The following is a 25,770-nucleotide window of genomic DNA, read 5'->3' on the forward strand; positions in this document are numbered from 1 at the left end:
GAAAGTGCATAAGTGGCGTGAGGAAACAGCATGGTGATGAAGACCCGACGGTCGAGGGCGACCGTGTTCGGGCTCGCCGCGACCCTTGCCGCAGGCCTGCTGGCAGGCTGCTCAGGCGTCTCAGGTGCCGATCAGGAAGCGGACAACCGGATCACGGTGTGGTCGCAGGAGAACCTGCCGCCGCGGATGGCCGCGACGCAGAAGGTGGTCAGCCGGTTCGAGAAGGAGACAGGCGTAAAGGTCGATCTCGTCGGCGTCGACGAGGCCCAGCTGCCGCAGCTGATCATGTCCGCAGCCGCCGCCGGAAAGCTTCCGGATGTGATCGGCGCCGTGCCGATGGGCCAGGTCTGGCAGATGTACGGCAACGGACTGCTCAACACCGAAGTTGCGGACAAGATCGTCAAGGACCTGCACCCGGATACGTTCAACAGCAACGCGCTGTCGCTCACCGAGGATCACGGCACCCGCCTCGGCGTCCCCTCCGACGCCTGGCTCCAGCTCGTCGTCTACCGCAAGGACCTGTTCGCCAAGGCCGGACTCAAGGCGCCCGACAGCTACGCAAGCGCGCTCAAAGCAGCAGCCGCCCTCGACAGCAACGGCCGGTACGGCGTCTCCCTCGCCACCGATCCGTCGGACGTCTTCACCCAGCAGAGCTTCGAGGACCTGGCGCTGGCGAACGACTGCCAGCTCGTGGACGGACAGGGCGAACCAGCCCTCGACTCACCGGCCTGCCACGCGGCCTTCACCGCCTACGACGACCTGGCACGCAAACATGGGGCGCCAGGAACCCAGAGCGTGGACACCACCCGCGCCACCTACTTCTCCGGCCAGTCCGCCATGATGGTCTGGTCCTCCTTCCTCCTGGACGAGCTGGCAGGTCTGCGCTCCGACGCGCTCCCGAGCTGCCCGGAATGCAAGAAGGACCCGAAGTTCCTCGCCCGCAACTCCGGCGTCGTCACATCCCTGCAGGGCCCCGACGGCAAGGCACCCGCCCAGTTCGGCGAGATCACCTCATGGGCCGTCACCAAGACCGCCGAGACCGGACCCTCCGAGAAGTTCATCGAATACATGATGGGCAAGGGGTACACGGACTGGTTCGGCATGGCCCCCGAGGGCAAGATCCCGGTTCGCACCGGCACCCCCGACGCACCCGGCTCCTTCCAGCGCGCGTGGCGCTCCAGTGTCATGGGCGTCGACCACCACGAATCCATGCAGAAGGCCTACCCGTCCGCGCTCCTCGACCAGCTCGTCACCGGTGTGAGCGACATGAAGCGATGGGGCCTCACCCAGGGGCAGGGCACCCTTGTCGGCGCCACCAACGGCGAACTGCCCGTTGCCAAAGCCATCGGTGCGATGACCGGCGGACAGCTCTCGCCCGCCGAGGCCGCCAAGGAGGCCAACGACGAAGTGGCCGCCCTCCAGAAATCCCTCCAGTAGCCGCAAGGCCGCTCCGTCATCGAGGTAGTCGACCCATGAGCACAATCCAGAGCGCCGCGAAGAAGCGCCGCTACCGGCCACAGACCTCCAGCAGGCGGGAGAACCGCGCAGGCCTCGCCTTCGTCACCCCCACCTTCCTGGTCGTCCTGGTCGTCGTGATCCTGCCGATCCTGTGGACCGTCCTGCTCGCCTTCCAGAACTCCAAGCTCGTCAACATTCAGGAGAACGGTCTCTTCGGCCGCTGGACCCTGGACAACTTCGAGCAGGTCTTCGGCTCGCCCGGCTTCTGGAGCAGCCTCGGCACCACACTGCTCTACACGATCGGCGCCACCGCGGGCTCCGTGATCCTCGGCCTCGTCGCAGCCCTCGCACTGCGGCGGCCGTTCCGCGGCCGCGGCGCCCTGCGAGCCGCGATGCTCCTCCCGTACGTCGCGCCGGTCGTCGCCGTCTCCTTCGTCTGGGAGGTCGCGCTCAGCCCGCAGTACGGAATCGTCAACGAATGGGGCCGCCGCCTCTTCGGCTGGGACGACCCGATCGCCTTCCTCTCCACCCGGTCGTACGAAGTCGGCCTGTTCGGCGTCCACTTCGACATCCCGCTGGCGTTGCTCACCGTCATCGCCTTCGAGACCTGGCGGTACTTCCCCTTCGCCTTCCTCTTCATGCTCGCCCGCCTCCAAGCGGTCCCCAGCAGTCTGGAGGAGGCCGCCGAGGTCGACGGAGCCACTATCTCCCAGCGCTTCCGGCACATTCTGCTGCCGCAGCTGATGCCCGTCATCGCCTTGCTGTCCGTCCTGCGCTTCATCATGACGTTCAACAAATTCGATGACATCTATCTCCTCACCGGTGGCGGTTCGGGTACAGACGTCGTCGCCGTCCGCGTCTACGACTTCCTCACCTCCCGCTTCGACGTCGGAGCCGCGTCGGCCCAGGCCCTCGTCCTCGCCGTCGTGCTCATGGCCCTGCTCGGCATCTACTTCAAGTTCTTCGGCAAGAAGGTTCAGGAGGAGTCGGCATGAGCAGCGCCCCGCCCACGACCCCCGTGGCACCCACCCGGCCCACCCTGGCCCCTCGCCCCACCGCGCAGCCGCAGCGCCACCGGACCCTGAGCCGTGCCCAGTTCGAGGAGCGGTTCTTCGGGATACTGCGCTGGGTCGTGATCGCGTTCCTGGCCGCGATCACGATCGTGCCCTTCTACTACATGCTGATGCTGTCGGTGAAGCCCATCGACGCACTGCTGCTGAATCCCGGCAACCTCTGGGTCACGGCCAAGGACTTCACCCTCGCCACATACGAGAGTGTCCTCAAACCCACCTCCGAGGGCGGCCAGGGCTTCCTCGGCATGCTGCTCAACTCGGCACTCGTCGCCATTGCCACGGTGCTGCTCACCCTGGCAGCCGCGGTGCCCGGCGCCTACGCCGTCAGCCGCCTGAAATTCTTCGGCAGCCGGCATGTCAGCGCGCTCTTCCTGGCCGTCTACCTCTTCCCGGCCACCCTGCTCGCCGTCCCGCTCTTCGTGATGTTCGCGAAGATGGGTCTCTCGGGCAGCCTCGTCGGCCTGGCCATCGTCTACATCGCGCAGACCGTGCCGGTGTCGATCTACATGCTGAAAAACTACTTCGCGACCATCCCCTTCACCATCGAGGAGGCCGCCGCGATCGACGGCGCCTCCCGGCTGCAGACCGTGCGCAGGATCATCCTGCCCCTCGCGCTGCCGACGCTGATGGCCACCGGACTCTACGTCTTCATGATCGCCTGGAACGAATTCCTCTTCGCCCTCCTCTTCCTGGCAGCCGACCCGGGCAAGTGGACGGTCTCGCTCGGACTTCAGCAGCTGGCCAACGGCATCGAGGTGTCGAAGACCGTTCTGATGGCCGGGTCCGTGATCCTCACCATCCCCGTGGTACTGCTGTTCTTCGCAGCCGAACGCCTTCTCACCGAGGGGCTGACCAGCGGCGCGGACAAGGGCTGACACCCGATCAGGAGCGACGAGGTCGCCGGCACGGCGCCACAAGCGGCTTCCCGGCACGGACGAACAGGACGAGGACGCAGGAATGGCAGGAAACCAGGCGAGTGCGGGACACCTGCTGCAGCTCATCCGCAGCGGCGAGGCCACCACGCGCGGGGAGTTGCAGCAAGCGACGGGACTGTCCCGGTCGACCGTCGGGCACCGCCTCGATCAGCTCTTCGGAGCCGGCTGGCTGCGCGGTGCCGCCGGCGCTTCCACCGGTGGACGCCCCTCCGCACGGCTGGAGTTCGACCCGACCCACTCCGTGGTGCTCGTAGCCGACCTGGAGACCCGGCACGGTCGCGCCGCCGTGCTCGACCTCGCCGGGACGATCCTTGCCGAACGTACCGGTGACCTGGTGATCGCAGACGGCCCCGATGTGGTCCTGGACCGGCTCGCGCGTTGGTTCGGCCCGCTCCTCGACGAGGCGGGCGTCGGGCCTGACCGGGTCTGCGGGGTCGGCCTCTCCGTACCGGGGCCGGTCGACTGGGAGTCGGCGCAGATCGTGCAGCCGCCGATCATGCCCGGCTGGGACCGGTTCCCGGTACGGGAACGGGTGCGCGACGCCTTCGCGGAACACGTCGGTCGGCCGTCCACCCCAGGACCCCTGCCAGTCTTCCTCGACAACGACGCCAACCTGATGGCACTGGCCGAGCAGCGCGAGAACCACCCCGACTGCGGAGCCTTCCTCCTGGTCAAGGCATCGACCGGAATCGGCGCCGGGGTCGTTGTCGGTGGTGAGGTCTACCGCGGAATCGACGGGGGAGCGGGCGACATCGGCCACATCCGGCTCCACGACCGTCCCGACGCACTCTGCATGTGCGGCTCCTACGGCTGCCTGGCAGCTGTCGCCAGCGGCCGTTCCATCGCCGAACAACTGACAGCGGCCGGATTTCCCACCACCTCGGGTTCCGATGTGCGCGACCATCTCGCCGCTGGACAGCCCGACGCCGTGCGGCTCGCCCGCGAGGCCGGGCAGCGCATCGGCGAGGTCCTTGTCACGGTGGTGACACTGCTCAACCCCGGCGTCCTGATGCTCGGCGGAGACCTTGCGGGCACCCCTTTTCTCACCGGTGTACGGGAACTCCTCTACCAGCGCGCGCTGCCCCGAACCACTGCCCATCTCTCTGTGACCATCTCCACCCTCGGCGACCGCGCGGCCCTGGTAGGGGCCGCCGCCATGGTCATAGACCACCTCTACGCCCCTGACAGGGCAGACGCCCGGCTCGCTGCACTCGCCCGCAGCGACGGTGTCGGCTGACCCCCCTGTCCGCACACCTACGGAGAGTCCATGTCCCGAACAGCAGGCCTGCCTCAAGGCCCCTGGACCTACCCTCCGGTCCGCGTCGGCCTGGTCGGCGCGGGACCGTGGGCCCGCGCGATGCACGCCCGGATGCTGGCCGCCGGCCCGGAAACCACTTTGACCGCCGTATGGGCACGGCGCCCGGAAGCGGCTGCCGAGGTGGCGAATGCCTACGGGGCCCACGCCGCCGTTTCCTTCGAGGAGTTGCTCGATCAATGCGAGGCGATCGCCTTCGCCGTGCCGCCCACTGTCCAGGCCGGACTCGCCGTTCAGGCGGCAGCCGCCGGACGGGCACTACTCCTGGAAAAGCCACTGGGAGCGGACCTCGCCGCCGCACGCGCCGTTGCCGACGCGGTGGCCGAGCACGGCGTCATCTCGCAACTCGTCCTCACCAAGCGATACCACCCGACCACCCGGGAGTTCCTTGCCGAGGCTGCAACCCGTGAGGTCATCGGCGCTCGATCCTGCTATCTGCACGGCGCCTTCCTCGGCGGGGAGTTCGCGACATCCTGGCGACTGGAGCACGGCGCGCTGCTCGACCTCGGCCCGCACCTACTGGACCTGCTGGACAGCGCTGTCGCGCCGATCGTCTCCGTACGCGGCACGGGCGACCCGCGCCGTTGGATCGAGCTGACCTGCGAACACAGCAACGGCGCCGTCAGCCAGGCCTCACTGTCCGGCAGCGTCAACCTGCCCCGTGCCAGAACGCGCGTCGAGCTCTTCGGCCCATCCGATGAACTCGTCTACGACACGGCGGACATCGACCACGAGGAATGCTGGCCGATCCTCCGAAACGAGTTCGCCAATGCCGTACGCACCGGCACCGGCACCGGCATCGACGCGGCCCGCGGCCTTCACCTGCAGGAGCTGATGCAGCAGGTCATCACCGATCGGTGAGCCTGTCCCCGGAGTGGGGGGGCAGAGCAGTTGTGGTAGGCGTTACGACTGGTATCCGTCTTCGATGCGTGTGGTGGGGCCGGGGCCGGGGCTCGTGCCTGGAGGTCTGCTCCGAACCACGCCCGCTCCACGGTGTGTGGGCCGAAGGCCGACAGGATGGGAGCTGGGGTGAGAGGTGGATGTCACCCGACTGAGCCCGCGAGACCTGACCTGCAGTCCTTCAACCTCGCCGAGCCAGCCTTCGCGTGCGGCTTCGGCGATACGAGTGATGAGGTTGTTGCGAATCGATCAGTCGTCCTCGTTGATCCGGGTCAGGTCGGAGCAGTGAGCATCTGACACAAGCTTTCTGAACTACCGGCGGCAGCGCATCAGCGGCGGCTGCCGGTAAACCAGTGGCGTCTGCGTGGAAAAGCCTCATAGCTTGTGCGTTCGTGACTGATGATCCGCAGATGCGCCTGAATCGACACGACCTCGGCCGAGTATTCAACGAGGTGCCGGAACTCTACGACCGGGTTCGGCCGGGATACCCCGACGAACTGTTCGCGGACCTTGGCGCCATCACCGGCATGGACGAAAGGTCGTCGGTGCTGGAGGTGGGCTGCGGTACCGGTCAGGCGACGCGCACGCTGGCAGCGCTCGGATGCTCAGTGATCGCCGTTGAGCCGGGCACCGACATGGCCGCACTCGCTCGCCGGCGGATCGCCTCCTTTCGCAACGTCGAAGTCGAGACGTCGACTTTCGAGGAGTGGGACGACCGCGGTCGACGCTTCGATGTTCTCGTGGCTGCATCGTCGTGGCACTGGGTCGACCCGTCGATTGGCTGGCAGCGGGCGCACGCCGTGCTCTCTCCTGGGGGTTGGATGGCACTGCTCGGCCACGTCGTTGTCCGTCGGCCGGGAGAGCCGGAGGTGTATGCCGAGACCGCCGACCTGCACGAGCGGTTCTGTCCCGGGAACCCCGGCTGGGGTCATCCGCCGCTGGAGGACGACGTGTGCACCACCGGCGAGGGTTGGGGCCTGGTCGACGATCCCGGGGCATTGTTCGGCCCAACGATCGTGCGCTGGTATCCAACCGTTCAGTGGTTCAACGGGGACGGCTTTGCCGATCACCTTCGCTCGTTGTCGCTGTACCGGAGGCTCGACCGCGACGTCCGTGAGCCCCTGCTCGACGCCATCGCCGAGCGCATCCGCACGCGGATGGGCGATCGAGCATCACGCCGTTATCTGAGCGTCCTGCGGGTTGGACGCCGCGCCGAGTGAGGCCAGGGACCGATCTCTGAACTACCGGCCGCGGCCTGGCCAGCAGTTGGAGAGGGCTCTTTCGTCTCCCGCCCGAGGGCGATCTGGCCGAGGGCCGGCATGCCGAGGCTGACCGCATTGGATCGGCGGGTCGCCTCGGCATCGAGCTGCGCGAGCTTGTCCTGGGCGCCGGCGAGGCTGATCTGCAGGCCCTCCACCTCGCCGAGTCAGCCTTCGAGCTCGGCCTCGGCGATGCGGGCGATCAGGTTGTCACGGACGTCGGCGAGCCGTGCCCGTTGGGCCGGATCGGGTCGAAGGAGTGAGTGTCTGACACAGGCGTGTTCATGGACACAAGGAGACCCGAAGGCGCGTGCGCAGGTGCCGATGGACACCTTCCGTTTCTCCAAGTGGGCCAGGAAGGCGTCCCACTCCTCCGCAGTTGGGGTTCGGTATTCTTCGCCTGGGCGAGAGGCCCGGCTACACCGCACGCGCAGGCCAGCCACCCACCAGCCGCATCAACAACCCTCCGGGTCCATTCGCCCAGCGGGTCTTCGGATCGTTGGAGGAGGTCACTGTGCCGATCACGCGGTGGGACAGCAGCTTGTTGTGCGTGTTGCGGACAACTCGCTCGACCTGATGCCAGAGCAGGAAACCGAGCTGGTGGGTCTGCGTATCGATCGGACCATGGCCGAATCCGCGCAAGCCCGCGCGACGCGTTGACATGTCCGGGACTAGTCAGGATGCTGTGGGAGCGCTCTTCCATCGATGTAAATTCCCCCGCCGGCTCGGCATCGCAGCGGAGGCCAACCATGGAACGGGACTATGAAGCTCTCTCGCCTTCTTTCCTGCGCCGCCGCCGTTGCGCTGTCCGGCGTCCTCGTTGCCGTCATGTCTCTTTCGTCCGCCGAGCCCGCTCAGGCGGAACAGACCATCAGGGCCGCGGACCCGAGTGTGATCCGGGTCGGCAGCACCTACGTATCGGTGCAGTCGGCCGGTGGGGGCATCGCCGTGCGGCAGGCGTCGTCGCCGGCCGCACTGGCCTCGGCGCCCGCCCGGCAGGTGTGGTCGGACACGGCCGGCCGCGGTGAGATCTGGGCTCCGGAGATCGTCACGGACGGCGGCCGCTACTACATCTACTTCTCGGCCGGCCGCGGGTCGGCCCACCGGATGTACGTCATCAGCTCGGCGGCCCCGGACAGCGGATATACCGGCGAGACCCAGTTGGCCCTGCCGGACAACAAGTGGGCCATCGACGGGACCCAGTTCACCTTCAACGGGCAGCGCTGGTTCGTCTGGTCCGGCTGGGCCGGCGACACCAACGTCGAGCAGAACCTCTACATCGCCCGGATGAGTAGTCCCACCACGCCGACCGGCGCCCGGTACGTCATCTCGCAGCCGCGGGAGAGCTGGGAACGGGTGGTCGGCAACCCGTTCATCAACGAGAGCCCCGAAGCCATCAAGGACCCGAACGGGCAGTTGCACATCGTGTACTCCGCCAACGGTAGCTGGAGTGACCAGTACTGCCTGGCCGACCTGCGGCTGCGGGCCGGCGGCGACCCGACGTACGTCTGGGACTGGTACAAGTCGAACGGCTGCCTGTTCGGCTCCAACCGCGCGACGATGATGTCCGGCTGGGACCCGACGCTTTACGTCAACGGCCCCGGCCACCACAGCTTCGTCCTGCTCAACGGCGACATCAACACCAGCCCGCCCGCCGGCCCGAAGTTTCCCCTGATGTTCCACGCGGTTCCGAAGGGAACGCCGTACGCGTGGGAGAACCGGTACTGGTACACCGGAACGTTCACCTGGTGGGGCAACACCACCTACAGCCGAACCAACGTCCCCGGCCCGACCGCCGACACCGGCTGGAGCCTCAAGTTCTTCGAGTAGGGCGGCAGGCGCGGCCGAGGTCCCGTGAAATCGGGGCAGGCCGGAGGAGGCGCGGGGATCTCGTACTCGTGGCTGTTCCTCGAACAGGGGCCCGCTTTGCCGCGATGGCATCGCGCCCGCCAGACCGCCGGTCGTAGGTGACGTTCGAGGCCCTGCTGGCCAATCACCCGGAACCAGCTCGACAGAGGCTCTACCGGGCGCATCGCCTCGTCTGGAAGAATCGGCGTGCCTCTCGGAACCACCCTAATGCGCTGCTGGTGTCCATCGGGGGTTTCTGCCACTGAGGGCCAGTGCGCGGTCGAGCACGGGTGCGTCTGCGTCTTGGGGTACTTCGTCACCCAGAAGGCCGAGACTGCGCATGCGGGGTGCCTCACGCGAGTATGTCGCGAACGTGGCTTCGGCCAAGGCCGGGGGAATGGTGCGCCGTTGTCCGGTGGCTGCTGCCGTGTCCCAGGCGTGAACGGTGAATTCGGCGATCAGGATCCCGCCGAGAGCGGTCGCGGGCATGGTCGGTCCGCCGAGGCCGGCCTCGCCCTCCCACGCTGCTGGCTCGGACCAGGCCCTGGCCGCCGGTTCCGCTCTGCCGGCCACGAGCAACGCCCACTCGGACTCTGGCCGCCCGGCGAGGAGTGGCACAGGGCTCGCGGTCAGCAGGCCCGGATCCGATGCAGTGCGGGTGCCCGCGTCTCTCGTCATCAGCAGCATCATGGCGATGTGATTGACGAGGTCTTTCACCGTCCACGCCGAACACGGCGTCGGGTTGTGATACTGGTCGACCGGTGCACCGCGCACAGCGTCCACGACCAGATCGATGCTCTGCGCCAACTGCTCCACCTTCGTCGCCGGCAGCATGCGGCATCCCTCCTGCGAAGTCGACTGCGACGAACGCAATCACCGCGGTTGGCCCCTCATTCGTAGGGCGTCGGCCTAGTCGATGAAGACGCTCCACGCGGTGGCGTTGAGGTTGTCGGAGAGGAAGATGTCGGTTCCTCCCAGGCGCTCTTCCCAGGACGGCATGAGTTCGGCCGCGCGGGCGGTGACCGCATCCATCCAGACCTTGATTTCCGCCTGCTTGTTGTTGGCCCGCACCTTGGCGGCGGCCGAGGCTTCCTTCATGTCGACCGTGCGCAGTGCTTCGGAAGCAGCGGCGCGCAGGTCCCGGATGTACTCCCGGTTCGTCGCCACGTCCTCGGGCGTACCGGGCAGGGCCATATGGCCGGTGACGATGGTCTCGTAGTCGTACTCCAGCAACTGGTCCATGGCGTCGAAGTACGCGGGCACGTGCGCGGAGAAGTACAGGCGGAAGAACGGCGCGTTCTTCGGAGTGAAGCTGTCCATCGCTCCCATGAGCTTCAACTCCGGCAGGTGGATGAACAGGTTGCCGGCCTGATGCCAGTCTCCCGTGTAGTCGAGGACGAACCGCACCCCGCCGATGTCCATCTCCTTGCGCCGGCCACTGAAGGTCTCGGTGGGCAGGGGACGCCGGTCGTCGTTCTTGACCTCCTTGATGAACTCGCCGGTGATCTCATGGGAGATGATCTTCATGCCGTCCCGCTTCAGCAGGTGAGCTGCCCCGATGTGGTCGGCGTGCGCGTGGCTGTAGATCAGGTGGGTGACCGGCTTGGGGGTGACCGACTCGATCGCCTCCAGCAGTTTGTCCCCCAGGAACGGTGAAGCGTCCACGAGGACGACACCGTTCTTCGTCTCCACGAACATCGTGTTGATCATCCCCTGGGTGACGAAGTGGGCACCGCCGCCCAGGTCCTGGACGACATACCCGGACTCCGGGATGTCCGGGCCCAGGGCGAAGTCGGGTACAGGCGCGAACTCGGTCATGGTGATCTCCTTTGGGTGGCCCGCCCCAGGGCTGGGGCGGAGGGGTGTCTTGTGATGGGGTTCCAAGGGGCCGCGTGAGGGCTGGCTCGGGCCTGGCCTGCGGCAGCGCGGTCTTCGAGGCGACAGCGAGCCGGTGCAGGACAGCCGCTCCTTTCTCCAGCCCGGTGCAGGGAGGTCCTCTGGCTTCCTCGAGGGAGGAGGTCGTCGCTTTTCAGCCAGCATGGCCTGCTTTGCGTGCGTGTGGACGCTCCAAGGGCGCCCTGCTGAACCTAGGTCTGGCTGGTCCACCTTCACCGGCCCGTCACGCCGCTATGGGGAGCACACTGGCCGCATGAACGACAACGGCGAACTGGGGGACTTCCTGCGCTCGCGGCGGGCCCGTCTGCGTCCCGAGGATGCGGGGGCGGCTTTCAGTGGCGGCGCGCGCCGGGTCCCGGGACTGCGCCGTGAAGAGGTCGCGCACCTGGCCGGGGTGAGCACGGACTACTACGCCCGCCTCGAACAGGGCCGGCACCCCCACGTCTCCGAGACGGTACTGGAGGCGGTCGCCCGCGCCCTGCGCCTGGACGACACCGAACGCGGCTACCTCTTGGAACTCGCCCGACCCAGGACACCCGAACGCCACCGGAGCAGTCCCGCCCGCGCACCACGCATGCGGCAGCCGATCCACCAGATGCTGGACGTCCTGAACGATGTCTCACCGGCCGTCGTCATCAACCACCGCAGTGACGTCCTGGGCGCCAACCACCTGGCCAAACAGCTGATCACGGACTTCGACGCACTGCCGCACCGCGACCGCAACCTCGCCCGATTCGTACTGCTCCACCCCGCCGCCCGTGACCTGTACCAGGACTGGGACCGGGTCGCGGAGACCTTCGTCGCCAGTCTGCGCCTGACCTCCGGACGCCATCCCGACGACCGCCTGCTGAACGAACTCGTCGGGGAGCTGTCCATCAAGGTTCCCGAGTTCTCCACCTGGTGGGCCGGCCACCGAGTGGACCAGTGCGCCCACGGCACCCAACGCCTTGTTCACCCCGTGGTCGGCGAACTCACCCTCTCCTACGAAACACTTGCTCTGCCCGCCGACCCCGACCAGAGCATCGTGCTCTACACCACCGAACCCGGCTCCGCCTCCGCGGAAACACTCCGCCTGCTCGCCAGCTGGACCACACCGACGAACACACACGAGGCCGCCCCCTCCCAGGCACCGTACGGCTGATGAGGAACAGGCGGCCGATCAGTGACGAGGACTTGAGGCCATGACGTCCGCGCTCATCCAGACTCCCTTCGGAGAAGGGTCGACGGCCGCCGAGGTCATCGAGGGCGTCGACCTTTCCGGCACATCGACGCAGTGCTGACCCGCACATCGCATACGTGAGCCGTGACATGAACGAGGTGTTCTACCGGGACGCAGTCGAAGACACCGCAACGTGGCCCGCAGGCTCCCCGTTACGGACGTCGGCCTGACCATCGGATCGGGTCTCGAATATCCCGTCAGTGGGGAACGGCCTCGACGCCGCGATGTACAGAACACCTGTCTCCATGCGCGGTCCTGGGAGTCAGCAGAGGAGCTGACCATCGTCCGGGACCGCGCAGACAAGGGCAAAACACATCGCAGCAGCGGCAGGACGGCTGCCGCAGGTCACACGGAAGCGGAAATTACGGACGACCTTTGGGAGTCAACTTGAGGGTGCCTCGGAGGAACTGCGCCCTCGTAGGCCCGTCGGGGCACTCCAGCTGGCGAGCATGCTGAGCGTCTCCGCAGAGGCCGAACCAGGTTCCGCGGTGTAGAGGCAGATACTCAGGTCCGGGTCGGCGGGCAGGGCCAGAATCTCGTAGGAGAGGGTGAGTTCGCCGACCACGGGGTGAACAAGGCGCCGGGTGCCGTGGGCGCACTGGTCCACTCGGTGGCCGGCCCACCAGGTGGAGAACTCGGGAACCTTGATGGACAGCTCCCCGACGAATTCGTTCAGCAGGCGGTCGTCGGGATGGCGTCCGGCAGCCAGACGAAGACTGGCGACGAACGCCTCCGCGACCCGGTCCCAGTCCTGGTACAGGTCACGGGCGGCGGGGTGGAGCAGTACGAATCGGGCGAGGTTGCGGTCGCGGTGCGGCAGTGCGTCGAAGTCCGTGATCAGCGCCTTGGCAAGGTGGTTGACTGCCAGGACGTCGCTGCGGTGGTTGAGGACCAGGGCCGGCGAAACATCGTTGAGGACGTCAAGCATCTGGTGGATCGCCGGACGCACGCGCGGTAGCGGGGCCGGACGGCGCCGTTCAGGGCTGGGGGACTTGGGTCGGGCGAGTTCGAAGAGGTAGCCGCGTTCGGTGTCGTCCAGGCGCAGGGCGCGGGCGACCGCCTCCAGTACCGTCTCGGAGACGTGGGGGTGCCGGCCCTGTTCGAGGCGGGCGTAGTAGTCCGTGCTCACCCCGGCCAGGTGCGCGACCTCTTCACGGCGCAGTCCCGGGACCCGGCGCGCGCCGCCGCTGAAAGCCGCCCCCGCGTCCTCGGGACGCAGACGGGCCCGGCGCGAGCGCAGGAAGTCACCGAGCTCGTCGCTTTGATCCATGCATCCAGTGATACCACTACAGCGGCATGACGGGCCGGTGAGTGGACCAGCCAGACCTAGGTTCAGCAGGGCGCGCGCGAGGCGTCCGCACGCGTGTCCCGGGCGGGAGGCTGGACGCGAACCGGGAGGCAACGCCGGCTCCACAGGTGGTCCTCGTCGGCAACGGGCCCTTTCTGAGAAAGGGCCGCGCACGGCCGAGCGCAGCACCCGGTTACCCCTCGTTCCTCACACGAAGCAGATGAATCATGCCCTTTGTGATCTACGTCCTTGGGCTGGGCATCTTTGCCCAGGGCACCTCGGAATTCATGCTCTCCGGCGTGATGTCCTCCATCGCCCAGGACCTCGACATCCCCCTCGCCTCCGCCGGAATGCTGGTGTCCGCCTTCGCCATCGGCATGCTCGCCGGAGCACCGCTGATGAGCCTGGTCACCCTGAAGATGCCGCGCCGTGCCCCGCTGGTCGGCTTCCAGCTCGTCTTCATCGCCGCCCACGTTGGCACCGCCCTCGTCCCGCACTTCGGATTCCTGCTGGTCATGCGGGTGCTGTCGGCCATGGCGTATGCCGGATTCTGGGCCATGGCGTCGGTCGCGGCCATCTCGCTGGTGGACGCCGACAAGCAGGGCCGGGCCATGGGAGTGGTCGTCTCGGGACTGAGCGTGGCCACGATCATCGGTGTCCCGGGCAGCACCCTGCTCGCACAGCACGCCGGCTGGGAGGCCGCCTTCTGGGCCGTAGCCGCGATGACCGCTCTGTCCACGATCGCACTGCTCACCGCCCTGCCCGGCGGCCCGGACATGACAACGGCACAGCCGCGTCTGGCCACGGAACTGCGCTCGCTGATGCAGCCACGGCTATGGGTCGCCTACGCCACCACCGCACTGACCGTGGCCGCCCAATTCGCGATCTTTTCCTACCTCGGAGCCCTGCTGGAGGACGTCACCGGCCTCAGCACAGGCCTGGTACCCCTCGTGCTCGGACTCTACGGTGTCGGCGCGTTCATCGGCCTGACCATCGGAGGACGCGTAGCCGACCGCTCCCCCTTCACACGCCTGCTGGTGGGCATGGCCGCCGTCATCGTCGCCGCGGCAGCACTCACAGTGACCATACATGTCCCCTGGATCACGATCGCGCTGGTGGTGCTCCTGGGTGCCGCCAACTTCGGAGTCACGCCCGCAGTCAACGCCAGAGTCTTCTCCATTCTCGGAGAGACCAGGACGCTCGGCGGCGCCGTGAACATCGCCGCCTTCAACGTCGGCATCGCTGTCGCCCCCCTGGCATCCGGCCTCGTGATCAACACGGGACTGGGGCTGGCGGGTACGGCCTGGATTGGCGCGGCCTTCGGGGTCGCCCACATGGGCAGCGTTCTGCTGGACCGTCACCTCACCCGACGCCATGAAGCGGGAACCGAGGAGCCCACAACCGTCTCCGAGCTGGAACACGCTCCCGCTGCCTCCTGACAACTGCAACCGAAACCAATTGTCCGCGCGACGCCGAAGGACTCGCCGCGGTGATTCGGCTGCGCGCGCTCGCGCTGTATGGGGTCCAGTCGAGTGCGGGTATCGGGTCCTCCCGGATGGTGCGGCAGTGGCGGCCGTTCTCTCCCCGCCCGGCTCTGTCACCGTCGTCGGACCCCGTACAACCTCTCCGCGTTCGTGCGACCCCAGTGCGCAGCCGCTTAGCCGGGCCTTGGCCCAGCGGCGGCGAGATCCCTGTCCTGGTACGGGATCTACAGCATCGGTGGCATCGCGGACACCCCGCTCACCACCCTCCAGCGGCTCCTTGGCACCGCCGTCGGCCGAGAGGCCCACGACCGTTCCCACGGCCGAGATGACCGGCCTGTCGTCCCACAGGCCGCTCCCCGTTCCGCATCCGCCGAGCACCGCTTCGACATCGACGTTGCAGGCCGAGGGATGCGAGGAGAGCGAGGCCGGTGTCGGCGAGTGCGGGGGTGTGGGCGGTTGGTTCGGTCAGGGTTCGGGTGCGGGTGGTGTGTGCGGTCGGCGTAGCGGACGGCCAGGGTGATGGCGTAGCAGACGCTGTTCTCGGTCCTCATCCGGGCGCCGAGTTCGTCTGCGAGGCCGCGGACGGCCTGGTGGTACTGATCGGGGTTGAGCTAAGGGCTGTCCCGTAATCCCTGGTGGATCGGCGCGCGGCGTCGGATGCGGTGCATCGCAAGGCGGAGGAGCGTCCTCATACTGGGCGTATTCGGGCGTTCCGACAACGCGGCGAGGTGCCGTAGCTGTCGTCGCGCGCCCGCCAGGGATTACGGGACAGCCCATAGGCGTGCCGAGACCGACGGTTGTTCGTTGATGGAGATGCTGGTCGATCTGGGCTTCGGAGCAGTGAGCATCTGACACAAGCGTGTTCGTGGATGCAGGCGGTGCCGTAGGCGCGGGCGCGGGTGCCGACTGAGAGCTTGCGGCGTTCGAAGGATTCACCGTCTTCAGCTCTGCGGCGAGCCATGGAATGCCGCGGCAGCGCGAACGGCTGAGACAGTCGGATTCCAGCGTGAGGGTCCTGCTGCGCAGCTGGCAGACGGTGGGCGAGGAACGTCGCGACATGATCATGTACTCCACGCTGCTGAGTGCCGACCTGACCTGATGGCCTGCCGTATCCGTCGGCCGCCGGGGAGGAAGATCCGGAGAGGCTCGCACACACGCGGGTGGTGGAGGAGACGTCGTCCGCCGCGCTGGTCGGCGGCATGCTCGCGCTGCCTTCCGGACTCCCCGCTCACCCCACGGGAGTGCATCTGCCTGAGGAAACGGCCTATCAGCCTCCCAGGCATTCCGGATTATCCGAGCATTCTGACTCCAGCCCAGCCGCGCAGCTCACGCCGCATGTCACTCCGCTCGATTTGCCCTGACAGTCAGCCGGTCATATCGTCACTTTTGATCAGGGGGAGATCGTGGTAGCCGGGTAGCCCCGTGTCATTCCCGCAGGATCTGCCAGCCGGTTACGTTGGGCCGCCTTGAAGCATTGATCCCAGAATCAGGCAGGGTGCTATCGCATGGCCAGTCAGCACAGCCACACCGTGACCCGGGTAGACGTTTCCACGGGAATTGCCTATGACGACTTCGTGAACGCATTCGAGAAAGCGGCGCCCGCGTTCAATCGGGGATCGATGGAACTCATTGCCGAAACCGGGGGCAGTTGGGACGACGTTCGCGCCGCGATGGCCGTGAACGCACCCAATGACCTGGTCCGCTACGCCCGAATCAACGGCACCTCACTGTTCAGTATCGCAGGACACACCACCAGGTCGATGGAGTACCTGACGGGTAATCACGTCATCGCCGAGACCATGTATGGCCATGATCCGAGGGCGCTCCTGTATGCGCCTTTGCGGATGCTGATCTACAGCGACGGTGACGGCAATGCGGTGTTCAGCATGCATCGGCCGAGCGACGAGTTCGGCAGTCTCGGCATTCCAGAGGTCACGAAAGTCGGGGAGGATCTGGATCGCATCGTGGTCAATCTGCTACGGGTCTGCGGTGTCGATGCTTCGCAGGACTTCGGCGCGTGAGAAGGAATTTCACCTGAGCCTTTGCGGATTTCGGCGAGGGGCGGGTGAACACCTTCCGCTCCGCCCGCGCGAAGGCCCCAGGACCTTGCCGCGGCGCGGGGCCTGGCCTCATCAAGTTACGAGGCGCGCCACGTCGCCGCTGTGTGGCGCCCGGGCCCGTAAATCTGGGCTAGTGCCTCATCGGCTTTTTCCGGGCTGCCAGCACGCAGGAGGGCCCGGAAGCCCTCCCAGTCGGGAACGCGGCCATCCTGTCCCCACTGATCGTTCGGGATGGTGTAGACGTGCACCCACGGCCCGTGCGCCGGCAGCGGACCAGAACCGAACACCGATCGCACGGCTTCGGCGGACTTGATCAGCATGGCACGGGCGTCTTCGGACGTGGGGAGAAGTTTCTGAGGCGCAATTACGTCGAGTTGAACGCGGGAGTTGGGATCGGCACCGGCGACATTGGCCGGTGCGTACCAGTTCTCGGGCTCAAACTCGTAGAACTGCACCCAAGAGGTCTCCTTGTGGGTCTGGTTGTTGACCAGGCACTCGACGTCAGCCACGGCCTGAATGAGTTTTGCGCCGAGCTCCTCCTTCTGCTCGGCGCTCAGATGGCCCTTCATTGCGTGCACGCGAACGAAAACCATGTGCGTGGGTCCTTCCAGTTGCTGGTCGACGGCCAACCCTGAGCAAAAGAAGCCGGCCGACCTCAACAGGCCCGCTGCCCCGTGGCGATCCATCACCTGATCGGGCGAGGCGGTGTCGGTCCAAGCAGGCTGGTCGACCGGCCGCCCGGCAGAACGTCCTGCTGCCGGCACGCAAGCAACTCCTCCGCGTGCCCCGTTGGAAGCCCGGAACGCCGGCATCGCGCGGTCCAGGCTGTGCCGCAGCGCGGCGAAGTGAGGCCTGCGTGGACCGGCGTTGGAAGGAGCCGATGTGTCGCTGAAGGAGACCAGCTGGTCCCAGCGCGGGGATGAGGCGTACTTCGTCCTCATCGGCCATACCGTCGGATGCGCATCGTGCCGTGGCGCGGACGGCCGTCGAGACGCTGCCGGAGCGGCTGCCCGACCTGGTGCTGTCGGTGGAGCCGGAGACGCCGGCCTGGCGTCCGTCGATCTGGATGCGGGGGCTGACGGCGCTGCCGGTGCAGTTCACGTCGGTGGTGCAGTAGGGCGGGCGCCCGATGACCCGGTAGGGCGGGCGCCCGGTCGTGCGGCAGCCCGGGCCACCCGGGGGGTGCGGCAGCGCGGGCGCATGGGCCCTGGGCGGGGCCCATCACCTCGGCGGTGGTGCTGGTATGGCGGTCAGGCGGCCGTCACGGGCGTGAACTGCACCGCAGGCGTTGCGGTCCGCGGGTGAAGACGCCTTCCTCGACCGGGTCGAAGCCGTCGGCGAGGCGCATGTCGGGCATGGCGTCCAGCAGCTGGCTGACGCCGATCTCGACCTCCGCCTTGGCGAGTAGCGCACCGACGCAGAAGTGCCGGCCGAGCGCGAAGGCGAGGTGGTCGGCGGCAGCGGAGAAGGCGGTGGTGGTGGTCAGGTCGTCGCGGAAGATGTCGAAGCGGTCCGGATCGCGGTAGCGGCTCTCGTCGCGGTTGGCGGCGCCTATCAGGCAGGTGACGGTGACACCGGCGGGTATGGTGCCGCCGCTGAGCTTCACCTCGGTTGCGGACTGCCGCATGATCATGTGGACGGGCGGGGTGTGCCGCAGGGTCTCGGCGAAGGCCCGCGGGATCAGGTCGCGGTCCGCGCGGACGGCGGCAAGCTGGTCGGGGTGGAGCAGCAGGTTCGCGAAGATGCTGGCGATCGCCTTGTCGGTGGTCTCGCCGCCGGCGGCGAGCAGCAGGCTGCAGAACGCCTTGATGTCCTCGTCGCTCATCCGCACACCGTCGACCTCGGCGGCGCACAGCGTGGACAGCAGGTCTTCGCCCCGGTTCTCGCGGCGTTCCCGGATGACCGGCAGCATGTACTCGGCGAACTCGACACGGGTCCGCTCGCCCGCCGAGGCCACCTCGGGGTCACCCGAGAGGTTGCCGAGGAAGGCGATGACGGACGTGTACCAACGGTGGAAGCGCGCGTGGTCCGCCTTGTCGAGGCCCAGCATGTCGGCGATCACGTTGACCGGGAAGCGGGTGGCGTAGTCGTTGACCAGGTCGGCGGAGCCGGAGTTGCGGAAGGCGTCGATCAGTTCGCGCGAGTTGCGCTGGATGACGGGGAGGAACTTCTCCTGGAGGTCGGCGCCGCGGAAGGCGGGGGCGACGAGGGCGCGGCGCACGGAGTGCTCACGGCCGCTGAGCTGGAGGATCGTCTTGCCGTGCACGGGCTCGATCTGCCAGTCGTAGTTGTCGGTGGTGAACTCGCCGTTCTTGTCCTTGAAGACGCGCTCGACGTCCTCGTAGCGCGAGATGATGTAACTTTGCGTGGCCTCGTGCCAGATGAGGGGCGAGGTGTCGCGCATCAGACGGTACGCCGGGTAGGGGTCAGCGGCGAACTCCGGCGAGAGGATGTCGGGCACCTGCTGTGCGGTGGACATGGGTCTCCCTCAATGTCAGTGACTTGCTTACGGCACAAGGTTATTGATCAATAGTCAGCCGAGACAGCCCCCACCGCTTCCCCGGCTGCCCCACCAGCAACCGTTGGCTGAAAACCGTCACTTGAACTTGGCCAAGGCGGCCATGCCGTCGTATCGGCACATGGCTGCTTGCCTGCATCTCGGGGTGCCGGTAAGAACTCCGTCACCACGGCGGTGATCAGGCCTTGGGCTTGGCAGGCCGACCATGTCGCCGGGGCTCAGTCATGCGCGAGGGCGGTCGCTTCAGCGCCGTACGCGGCGAGCGGCGACCTCGTACATGGAGATGTAGTCAGGACCAACGGTGGCTCCACTCTCCACGGTGCCAGCGGATACCCACTGCTCAGCTGCGGACTTCAACACCGTCGCCACCTGGTGCGGAACGATGGGCTTGCTGCTGGCCATGGCGTCAAGCTCCACCTTCCAACGCCGCCCCTGACGAGCGACGCACACAAAGATCGCGTCGTTGATCCTGGCACTGCTGTGGGCCGCGTGATGAGCTTCCGCTCTGGCGCAGTCGGGGATCAGTGCAGCGCGAAGAGGCATTCCAGGCGTCGGCATGCTCACATCGTCGCAGGCGCTCGCACCACTAATGAGGCGAACACCAGCACAATCGCGCTCCTCCAGCCGAGATGCCATCTTGGGCGGCGCACGCTTTCCAACTCTGCATGTGCTGGTTCGAGTTGGTTCGCGGACGTCCATCAGCCACGCCACGACTGCGCCCACTCGGGAGCTGAACGGCTGCGGATGAGACTGTGAGCGGTGAGAGAGCGGGCCGCCTGGAGCTTTTTCTGCCGGGTCTTGATCTGTCCGGCGCGGTAGCGCTCCACCGTGCGGCGCGAAACGCCCAGGCGCTCGGCCAGGTCCTTGGTGGAGTCCTTCATGCGAGTGAGGAGGTATTTCACCTGAGCCGTTGCAGATTTCGGTGCGGGCCGGGTGAAGGTCGCTCGCTCGGCCCGGGTGAGGGCGTCCAGAATCTTGCCGCGTGTCGGGGCCGACTGCTGCTGCTCGTGATCGGTCATGCCGACCAGGAAGCCATGGGGTGCCTGTGGACAGCGGCGTGTCCTCCGCCGGCCCCGAGACTGATGGTGCCCAATGTGACGACGCAGTTGTGTCCGTGCGCAGTGCGCGGAGCTCAGCGCGCCGTTCCCATATGGACGGCTCGGAGTCGTCGTACGGCAACAACTCCGCCTCCAGGCAGGCGGCGAGGCGTTCGTTCCGTCCGAGGGCGCTTCGTCGCTCCCGACCGGACCGGTCGCGAGGCACAGCACACCCCCGGGGCGGCCGAGGATGTAGGAAGAGGACCACTGCAGTGTCAATTCCGGTTCCAGGACCCGGCGTACCGCGTTCAGAGCCACTCACAGAGTCCCCGCCACCGCGACGGGGTCCGCCCGGGGCCGCAGCAGTGCGGCGAGCCGGTCGGGGCGCACTCCGTGCTGCGGACCAGTGCAAGTGCCTTGAGCAGTCGGCGAGATCCAGGGCGGCCCCAGCGTTCCTTCGGGACGGCGCAGCCGCCCCACACCACGTGAAAGCCGCCGATCAGCTGGATGTCCACGGGTGACCTGGTGGGACAGCCGTGCGGCTGGATGGTAATGGCGGGGTAACAGGCGGTGCCTACCCTGCGCCTTGATGTCGACGGCGGCAGAACAGTGGCACAAATGCGCCGTCTTGTCCTTTCCACACACCGGCGTACAGGCGCCCGCTCGATATCCCGCTTCTCGTCCCTCCAAAAGGAGTTGCCTCACCATGTCCAGACCCTTCACCAGGGGTTCATTGCCTGTGACTGTGGCGCTGACCGCGCTCATAGCCGCCGGCGCCGCTCCCGCAGGAGCCACCTCGGACAGCGGCCCGCAGTTCCGCGCGCTCAAGCCGTCCGCGACGGCGGCTGCCGCGCACACGGTCCGGTTGATCACCGGAGACAGTGTGATCGTGACCGGCAAGGGCGAGCAGCAGCACGTCATGTTCCAGGCCGGACCCGGCAACCCCGGCGGCAGCGCGGAGATCGAGCAGTACGGCACGAACATCACGGTGATCCCCGACGAGGCCCGCCCGCTGCTCGCCTCAGGCGCCCTCGACGCCCGCCTCTTCGACGTGGACGCACTGATCGCGCAGGGGTACGCCGACGGCGCCGACGTGCCGGTGATCGTACAGAACAAGGACGCGTCCGCCCCCGTACCCGAAGGCTCGAAGCAGGTACGCAAACTGCCCGGCATCAAGGCGGCAGCCGCCCGCGTCGAGGCAAAGAACACCAGGACGTTCTGGTCGGGCCTGCGCTCCACCCGGGACGGGGCGACGGCCAAGAAACTTGCCGACGGCGTCAGCAAGGTCTGGCTCGACGCCAAGGTCGAGGCCACTCTCGACAAGAGCGTGCCGCAGATCGGCGCCCCCGAGGCCTGGGCGGAGGGCTACGACGGCAAGGGCGTGAAGGTCGCCATCCTCGACACCGGCGTCGACGGCACCCACCCCGACCTGGCCGGCCGTATCGCCGAGACCAAGAACTTCTCCGACAGCGACGACGCCGTCGACCACGTCGGCCACGGCACGCACGTCGCCTCGACGATCGTCGGTTCCGGTGCCGCGTCCGGGGGCAAGTACAAGGGCGTCGCGCCAGAGGCCGATCTCATGATCGGCAAGGTGCTCGGGGACACCGGGTCAGGCTCCGACTCCTCGGTCCTCGCTGGCATGGAATGGGCCGCGCACAGCGGTGCCAAGGTCATCAGCATGAGCCTGGGAACCCAGCAGGCCAGCGACGGCACGGACCCGATGAGCATGGCCGTCGACGAACTCACCGCCGAAACCGGCTCCCTGTTCGTGATCGCGGCGGGCAACACCGGCCCCAAGGCGACGACCATCGGCTCTCCCGGCGCCGCCGACTCCGCGCTCACCGTCGCGGCCGTCGACAAACAGGACCAGCTCGCCTCGTTCTCCAGCCGCGGCCCGCGCCTGAACGACAACGCGCTCAAGCCCGACATCGCCGCGCCGGGCGTGGACATCGTCGCGGCCCGCGCCGCGGGCACCACCATGGGCACCCCCCTCGACAAGAACTACACCTCCGCCAGCGGTACGTCGATGGCCACCCCGCATGTCGCCGGCGCCGCAGCGATCGTCGCCCAGGCGCACCCGGACTGGACCGCCGCGGACATCAAGGGCGCCCTCATGTCCGGCGCGAAGGTACTCGACGGCGGCGGCTTCGCCGAGGGCTCGGGCCGGACCTACGTTCCGGCCGCGCTCAAGCAGACCGTCTGGGCGACCAACGCCTCCTTCGGCACCGTGGCACCCAAGGGCACATCGGCCCCGGTCACGCGTTCGGTCACCTTCCACAACACCTCCGACAAGGAGGTCACCCTCGCCCTGTCCGGCGCGCTGACACTGGACGGTGGTGCCGTGGCGGACGGCGCCCTCACGCTGGGCGCGGACACCCTGACCCTGCCCGCGGGCGGCGCGAAGGACCTTGCGGTCACCGTGACACCCGACCTCGCCACGGCGTACGGCACCTACACCGGGACCATCACGGCGACCGGGGACGGAGTGACGACGCACGCCACGGTCGCCCTCAACCGCGAGCAGCCCACCGTCAAGCTCACGCTCAAGGGAGTGATGCCCGACGGCACGCCCGCCCAGGGCAGCAGCGCCCTCGCGCTGTACAGCCTGACCGACAGTTCCAATCCGCCCGCACAGATGCGGATGGGCCCGGACGGCATCGCGACCGCGCAGATCAAGCCGGGCCGCTACACGATCGTCGGACACCTGCGCGCCGGATCCGACACCGTCTCCTTCGGCCTGCCCGAATTCACCGTCGGCGACCAGGACATCTCACTCAAGGCCGACGGCCGCGACGCCCAGCCGCTGAAGGTGAAGACCCCCAAGCGCAGCGAACTGCGCAGTCTCGCCATCGCGGTCAGCCGGCGTGCCGCGGCACAGCCGATCGGTGTCAGCAGCACGTACGTGCTCGGCCTGGCCGGCGGACACCAGTGGGCGCTCCCCGCGCCGGCGGCGAAGGACGGCACGTTCGGATTCACCGCCAACTGGAGTCTGCAGGCGCCGGCGATCACCGCGAAGGCGCAGCTGCCCTCCGGTGCGTACGACCTGAACGCGGAGTCGTTCCCCTACTCGGGACGGTTCGACGGCACCCGGCGCCTCACCGTCGTCGACGCCGGACACGGTACGGAGGCGGACCTCGCCGAGCACCCCGTCAAGGGCAAGCTCGCCCTGATCCGGGTGGGCAACGAGGACCTCTTCGCCACCGTGCTGCCGAGAGTCCTGGCCGCCGGACCCGCGGCCGTCATGGTCGTCAATGACAGGAACGAGCGGTACGTCGGCGCAACGTTCTCGCCGATCCCTGTGTTCGGTGTGTACAAGAAGGCGGGGGACAAGGTCGCCGCCGCTGCGATCAAGCGTTCCGTCGCCGTCAACCTGACCGGAGAGACGAGCCCCTCGTACTCCTACCAGCTGGTGGACGGGCAGTCGGACGGCATCTCGACCGACCAGACCTTCGACCCGCCGCAGCCGGAGCTGGCCGACATCCGGCTGAAGACCTACGCGTCCTCCACGGACCCGGCCCTCGCCCAGGCGAGCGGCGGCTGGCTCGGCCTGAGCGTGGCCAACAACCGTGGCGCGGGCGCGATTCTCCCCACGACGATGGGCACCAGCCAGCACGTCTACGTCAATGCCAAGGGCACCAAGTGGGAGCGGGTCGTGACGCCCACGTACAGCTCGGCGACCAGTGCCTCAGCCCTTAACACCTACGCGCCGGGCAGCACGGTGGACCAGGACTGGTTCGCTCCCGTCCAACACGCCACGTCCCCCGCAGTCTCCGCACCGGCCACCGGACTGACTCCGTCGCGCGACAGCGAAGGCATGATGGTCCAGATCCCGGTGTGGGCCACCGCCTCGGGCGGCACCTGGGAGAGTTTCTCGATGAGCGCCGGTGACACGGATGCGTTCCGCGCCTACCGAGACGGTCAGCTTCTCGGTTCAGCGACCTATCCCTACGCACAGATCACGGGCCTGCCCGACGCGAAGTCGGAGTACCGCTTCGAGGTGGACGGCGAGCGCACCGCCCCCTGGTCGACCGTCAGCACGGAGGCGCACACCGCCTGGACGTTCTCCTCGGCGGCGCCCACGGGCACCGGCCCGGAGACCCTGCCGATGCTGCTCGCCGACTACCAGCTGGACGGCGTCGCGCTCGACAGCTCCGTCAAGGCGGGCAAGCCCCACGGCCTGAAGGTCACCTTCCGCAACGCCGACGGCTCCGCGTCGCCGGTCACTCGGGCGACTGTCCAGGCCTCGTACGACGGCGGAAAGACGTGGCACAAGCTCAGCGCCGACGTCTCGGCGCACGCGGCGAGCGTCACGGTAAAGGCCCCGCTCGGTGCGGAGAGCATCTCGCTGCGCGTCCAGGGCGAGAACGCGGCAGGCAGCACCGTCAACCAGACCGTCGTGAATGCGGTCAAGGTGAGCTGAACCTCTCCTCTGGGGGCCGGGCATTCCGTGCCCGGCCCCTTCGCCCGGATCACCGGTCTCCATGTGGCGCGCGGGCGTGGTCGACTTCGAGTACGGCGTACGGAGAGAGATGGTGGGTCGGGGCACCAGCCTCCAGCAGCAGAGCGGCGCTGACCTCCACTGTCATGCAACACCGCCGTAACTGATTCGGGGGCCCGTCGTAGTAGTCACGGCTGGAGCGGGGGCGCGACCTTTCACCGCCCGCTCGCGCGGTGGGGGCGGGCGAGCCACGGAGGTGGCAGAGTACGTCGCCCCTCGCAGAACACACATAGGCCGTCTCTGCGCGCGGTGTTGTTCGACGGCATATCCCAGTTGGGCAAAGGCCGCATCGGTTGACGGCCGCGGAGAAGCTCCCGGCGCCTTCGCCTTCGCGGTGCCCCGCCAACAGGCTTGGGTTCGGTGGGCGGGTGTGGCGGCAGGGGAACAGGTTCCGGTGGAGAGGGCATTGGTCCTGGAAGGGTACGGCCGCACGCTCTGACCCATGTACGAGATTCTTCTTGGTCAGAAGGCTGCCTCGGCCCCCGTACTACGTCGGTCCCTCTTCGGAAACGGGGAGCTTCACGTACGTCACCAAGCGTGTTGTCCTGGTCGTGGGCACGATGCTGTTGTCCGACCACAGTGTCGGATCGGTCAGGTCAGTAGCCCGGGTCAGCAGGCTGGCGTCCAGGAGGCGACGACCGGCTCGAGGGTGACCCCGGCCGTCGTGCCCAAGCGCCGCGACGGCCATTCCCTGCCGCCGATGTGACCTGGTCACCGCCACCATGGGGAAGATCAGCGACAGCAAGCCGGCGGCCTCCTGCTCAGGCTGGTTCGCCTGGGGGCAGCTGACCGGTCGGTTCTGCCGCGGCGCTGTGTCCGCGCCGGGTCGTTGACTGATGGTGTGTCACGGGCCGGTACCGGTCCGATGAGACCCTGGATCACCGCTCCGGCCTTGGGCGCATGATGTGGTTCCTGAGCTGGGGAAGGGGACATTGGGGTGGCGGGCAGGCGTGCGGTAAGGGTCGGATCCGCAGTATCG

General features: G+C 67.7%; 19 protein-coding genes and 2 pseudogenes. 12 read left to right on the forward strand and 9 right to left on the reverse strand.

The features are described 5' to 3' along the window. Window positions 1-30: 30 nt before the first annotated feature. The 6 genes from OHB49_RS38515 to OHB49_RS38540 all read left to right on the forward strand — a co-directional run bounded on the left by OHB49_RS38515 (window position 31) and on the right by OHB49_RS38540 (window position 6,901). The gene (locus OHB49_RS38515) at window positions 31-1,437 is read left to right on the forward strand and encodes an ABC transporter substrate-binding protein (RefSeq protein ID WP_329165539.1); all 1,407 of its coding nucleotides are present in this window, start codon (window positions 31-33) and stop codon (window positions 1,435-1,437) included. 35 nt (window positions 1,438-1,472) lie between these two features. Beyond that, window positions 1,473-2,453, forward strand: coding sequence for a carbohydrate ABC transporter permease (locus OHB49_RS38520; protein WP_030976557.1), 981 nt, complete (start codon window positions 1,473-1,475; stop codon window positions 2,451-2,453). Between the two features lie 86 nt (window positions 2,454-2,539). Continuing rightward, on the forward strand, window positions 2,540-3,406 hold the full coding sequence (locus tag OHB49_RS38525) for a carbohydrate ABC transporter permease (RefSeq protein WP_030976559.1): 867 nt from the start codon (window positions 2,540-2,542) through the stop codon (window positions 3,404-3,406). Window positions 3,407-3,488: 82 nt separating this feature from the next. Further along, window positions 3,489-4,703, forward strand: coding sequence for an ROK family transcriptional regulator (locus tag OHB49_RS38530; protein ID WP_329165540.1), 1,215 nt, complete (start codon window positions 3,489-3,491; stop codon window positions 4,701-4,703). A gap of 30 nt (window positions 4,704-4,733) precedes the next feature. Next, on the forward strand, window positions 4,734-5,642 hold the full coding sequence (locus OHB49_RS38535; protein WP_329165541.1) for a Gfo/Idh/MocA family protein: 909 nt from the start codon (window positions 4,734-4,736) through the stop codon (window positions 5,640-5,642). A 431-nt stretch (window positions 5,643-6,073) separates the two neighbouring features. Further along, window positions 6,074-6,901: a class I SAM-dependent methyltransferase gene (locus OHB49_RS38540; protein ID WP_329165542.1), complete on the forward strand. Its 828-nt coding sequence runs from the start codon at window positions 6,074-6,076 to the stop codon at window positions 6,899-6,901. Window positions 6,902-7,357: 456 nt separating this feature from the next. Here OHB49_RS38540 and OHB49_RS38545 read toward each other — a convergent pair whose 3' ends face one another. Further along, window positions 7,358-7,603, reverse strand: coding sequence for a hypothetical protein (locus tag OHB49_RS38545; RefSeq protein ID WP_329165543.1), 246 nt, complete (start codon window positions 7,601-7,603; stop codon window positions 7,358-7,360). A 99-nt stretch (window positions 7,604-7,702) separates the two neighbouring features. Here OHB49_RS38545 and OHB49_RS38550 point away from each other — a divergent pair, with 99 nt between their 5' ends. Beyond that, window positions 7,703-8,770, forward strand: a complete 1,068-nt coding sequence (locus tag OHB49_RS38550; protein WP_329165544.1) for a glycoside hydrolase family 43 protein — start codon at window positions 7,703-7,705, stop codon at window positions 8,768-8,770. Window positions 8,771-9,013: 243 nt separating this feature from the next. On the opposite strand, the gene OHB49_RS38555 is transcribed toward OHB49_RS38550, so the two are convergent. Beyond that, window positions 9,014-9,622, reverse strand: a complete 609-nt coding sequence (locus OHB49_RS38555; RefSeq protein ID WP_329165545.1) for a TIGR03086 family metal-binding protein — start codon at window positions 9,620-9,622, stop codon at window positions 9,014-9,016. Between the two features lie 75 nt (window positions 9,623-9,697). Continuing rightward, a complete protein-coding gene (locus OHB49_RS38560) occupies window positions 9,698-10,606 on the reverse strand; it encodes an MBL fold metallo-hydrolase (protein ID WP_329165547.1) in 909 nt (302 codons plus the stop codon). A 331-nt stretch (window positions 10,607-10,937) separates the two neighbouring features. On the opposite strand from OHB49_RS38560, the gene OHB49_RS38565 reads away from it, so the two are divergent. Then, complete coding sequence (locus OHB49_RS38565) at window positions 10,938-11,825, forward strand: helix-turn-helix transcriptional regulator (RefSeq protein WP_329165549.1); 888 nt, start codon at window positions 10,938-10,940, stop codon at window positions 11,823-11,825. A 460-nt stretch (window positions 11,826-12,285) separates the two neighbouring features. Here the strand turns inward: OHB49_RS38565 and OHB49_RS38570 are convergent, their stop codons facing one another. Next, window positions 12,286-13,173: a helix-turn-helix transcriptional regulator gene (locus OHB49_RS38570; protein WP_329165550.1), complete on the reverse strand. Its 888-nt coding sequence runs from the start codon at window positions 13,171-13,173 to the stop codon at window positions 12,286-12,288. Between the two features lie 245 nt (window positions 13,174-13,418). Between OHB49_RS38570 and OHB49_RS38575 the strand changes: the two genes are divergently transcribed. After that, window positions 13,419-14,630 carry a Cmx/CmrA family chloramphenicol efflux MFS transporter gene (locus OHB49_RS38575; protein ID WP_329165551.1) on the forward strand — a complete coding sequence of 404 codons (1,212 nt, stop codon included), beginning with the start codon at window positions 13,419-13,421 and terminating at the stop codon, window positions 14,628-14,630. Window positions 14,631-14,899: 269 nt separating this feature from the next. On the opposite strand, the gene OHB49_RS38580 is transcribed toward OHB49_RS38575, so the two are convergent. Further along, window positions 14,900-15,226, reverse strand: a complete 327-nt coding sequence (locus OHB49_RS38580; RefSeq protein WP_329165553.1) for a hypothetical protein — start codon at window positions 15,224-15,226, stop codon at window positions 14,900-14,902. A 954-nt stretch (window positions 15,227-16,180) separates the two neighbouring features. Between OHB49_RS38580 and OHB49_RS38585 the strand changes: the two genes are divergently transcribed. Beyond that, on the forward strand, window positions 16,181-16,696 hold the full coding sequence (locus OHB49_RS38585) for a DUF302 domain-containing protein (protein ID WP_329165555.1): 516 nt from the start codon (window positions 16,181-16,183) through the stop codon (window positions 16,694-16,696). A gap of 116 nt (window positions 16,697-16,812) precedes the next feature. Here OHB49_RS38585 and OHB49_RS38590 read toward each other — a convergent pair whose 3' ends face one another. Beyond that, window positions 16,813-17,499 carry a tautomerase family protein gene (locus OHB49_RS38590; protein ID WP_329165556.1) on the reverse strand — a complete coding sequence of 229 codons (687 nt, stop codon included), beginning with the start codon at window positions 17,497-17,499 and terminating at the stop codon, window positions 16,813-16,815. Between the two features lie 206 nt (window positions 17,500-17,705). On the opposite strand from OHB49_RS38590, the pseudogene OHB49_RS38595 reads away from it, so the two are divergent. Beyond that, window positions 17,706-17,852 (forward strand): annotated as a pseudogene (locus tag OHB49_RS38595) (cytochrome P450); the annotation flags it as partial. A gap of 133 nt (window positions 17,853-17,985) precedes the next feature. Here OHB49_RS38595 and OHB49_RS38600 read toward each other — a convergent pair. The 3 genes and pseudogenes from OHB49_RS38600 to OHB49_RS38610 form a co-directional block, all read right to left on the reverse strand. Continuing rightward, window positions 17,986-19,214, reverse strand: a pseudogene (locus OHB49_RS38600) (cytochrome P450). A gap of 282 nt (window positions 19,215-19,496) precedes the next feature. Further along, window positions 19,497-19,655 (reverse strand): hypothetical protein, encoded by a 159-nt coding sequence (locus OHB49_RS38605; protein WP_329165558.1) that lies wholly within the window; start codon window positions 19,653-19,655, stop codon window positions 19,497-19,499. Between the two features lie 296 nt (window positions 19,656-19,951). Continuing rightward, window positions 19,952-20,272: an HTH domain-containing protein gene (locus OHB49_RS38610; protein WP_329165559.1), complete on the reverse strand. Its 321-nt coding sequence runs from the start codon at window positions 20,270-20,272 to the stop codon at window positions 19,952-19,954. Between the two features lie 724 nt (window positions 20,273-20,996). Between OHB49_RS38610 and OHB49_RS38615 the strand changes: the two genes are divergently transcribed. Further along, window positions 20,997-24,713 carry a S8 family serine peptidase gene (locus OHB49_RS38615; RefSeq protein ID WP_329165560.1) on the forward strand — a complete coding sequence of 1,239 codons (3,717 nt, stop codon included), beginning with the start codon at window positions 20,997-20,999 and terminating at the stop codon, window positions 24,711-24,713. The last annotated feature ends 1,057 nt before the right edge of the window (window positions 24,714-25,770 follow it).

Origin of the sequence: Streptomyces sp. NBC_01717 (assembly GCF_036248255.1) — a bacterium.
Taxonomy (GTDB): Bacteria; Actinomycetota; Actinomycetes; order Streptomycetales; family Streptomycetaceae; genus Streptomyces.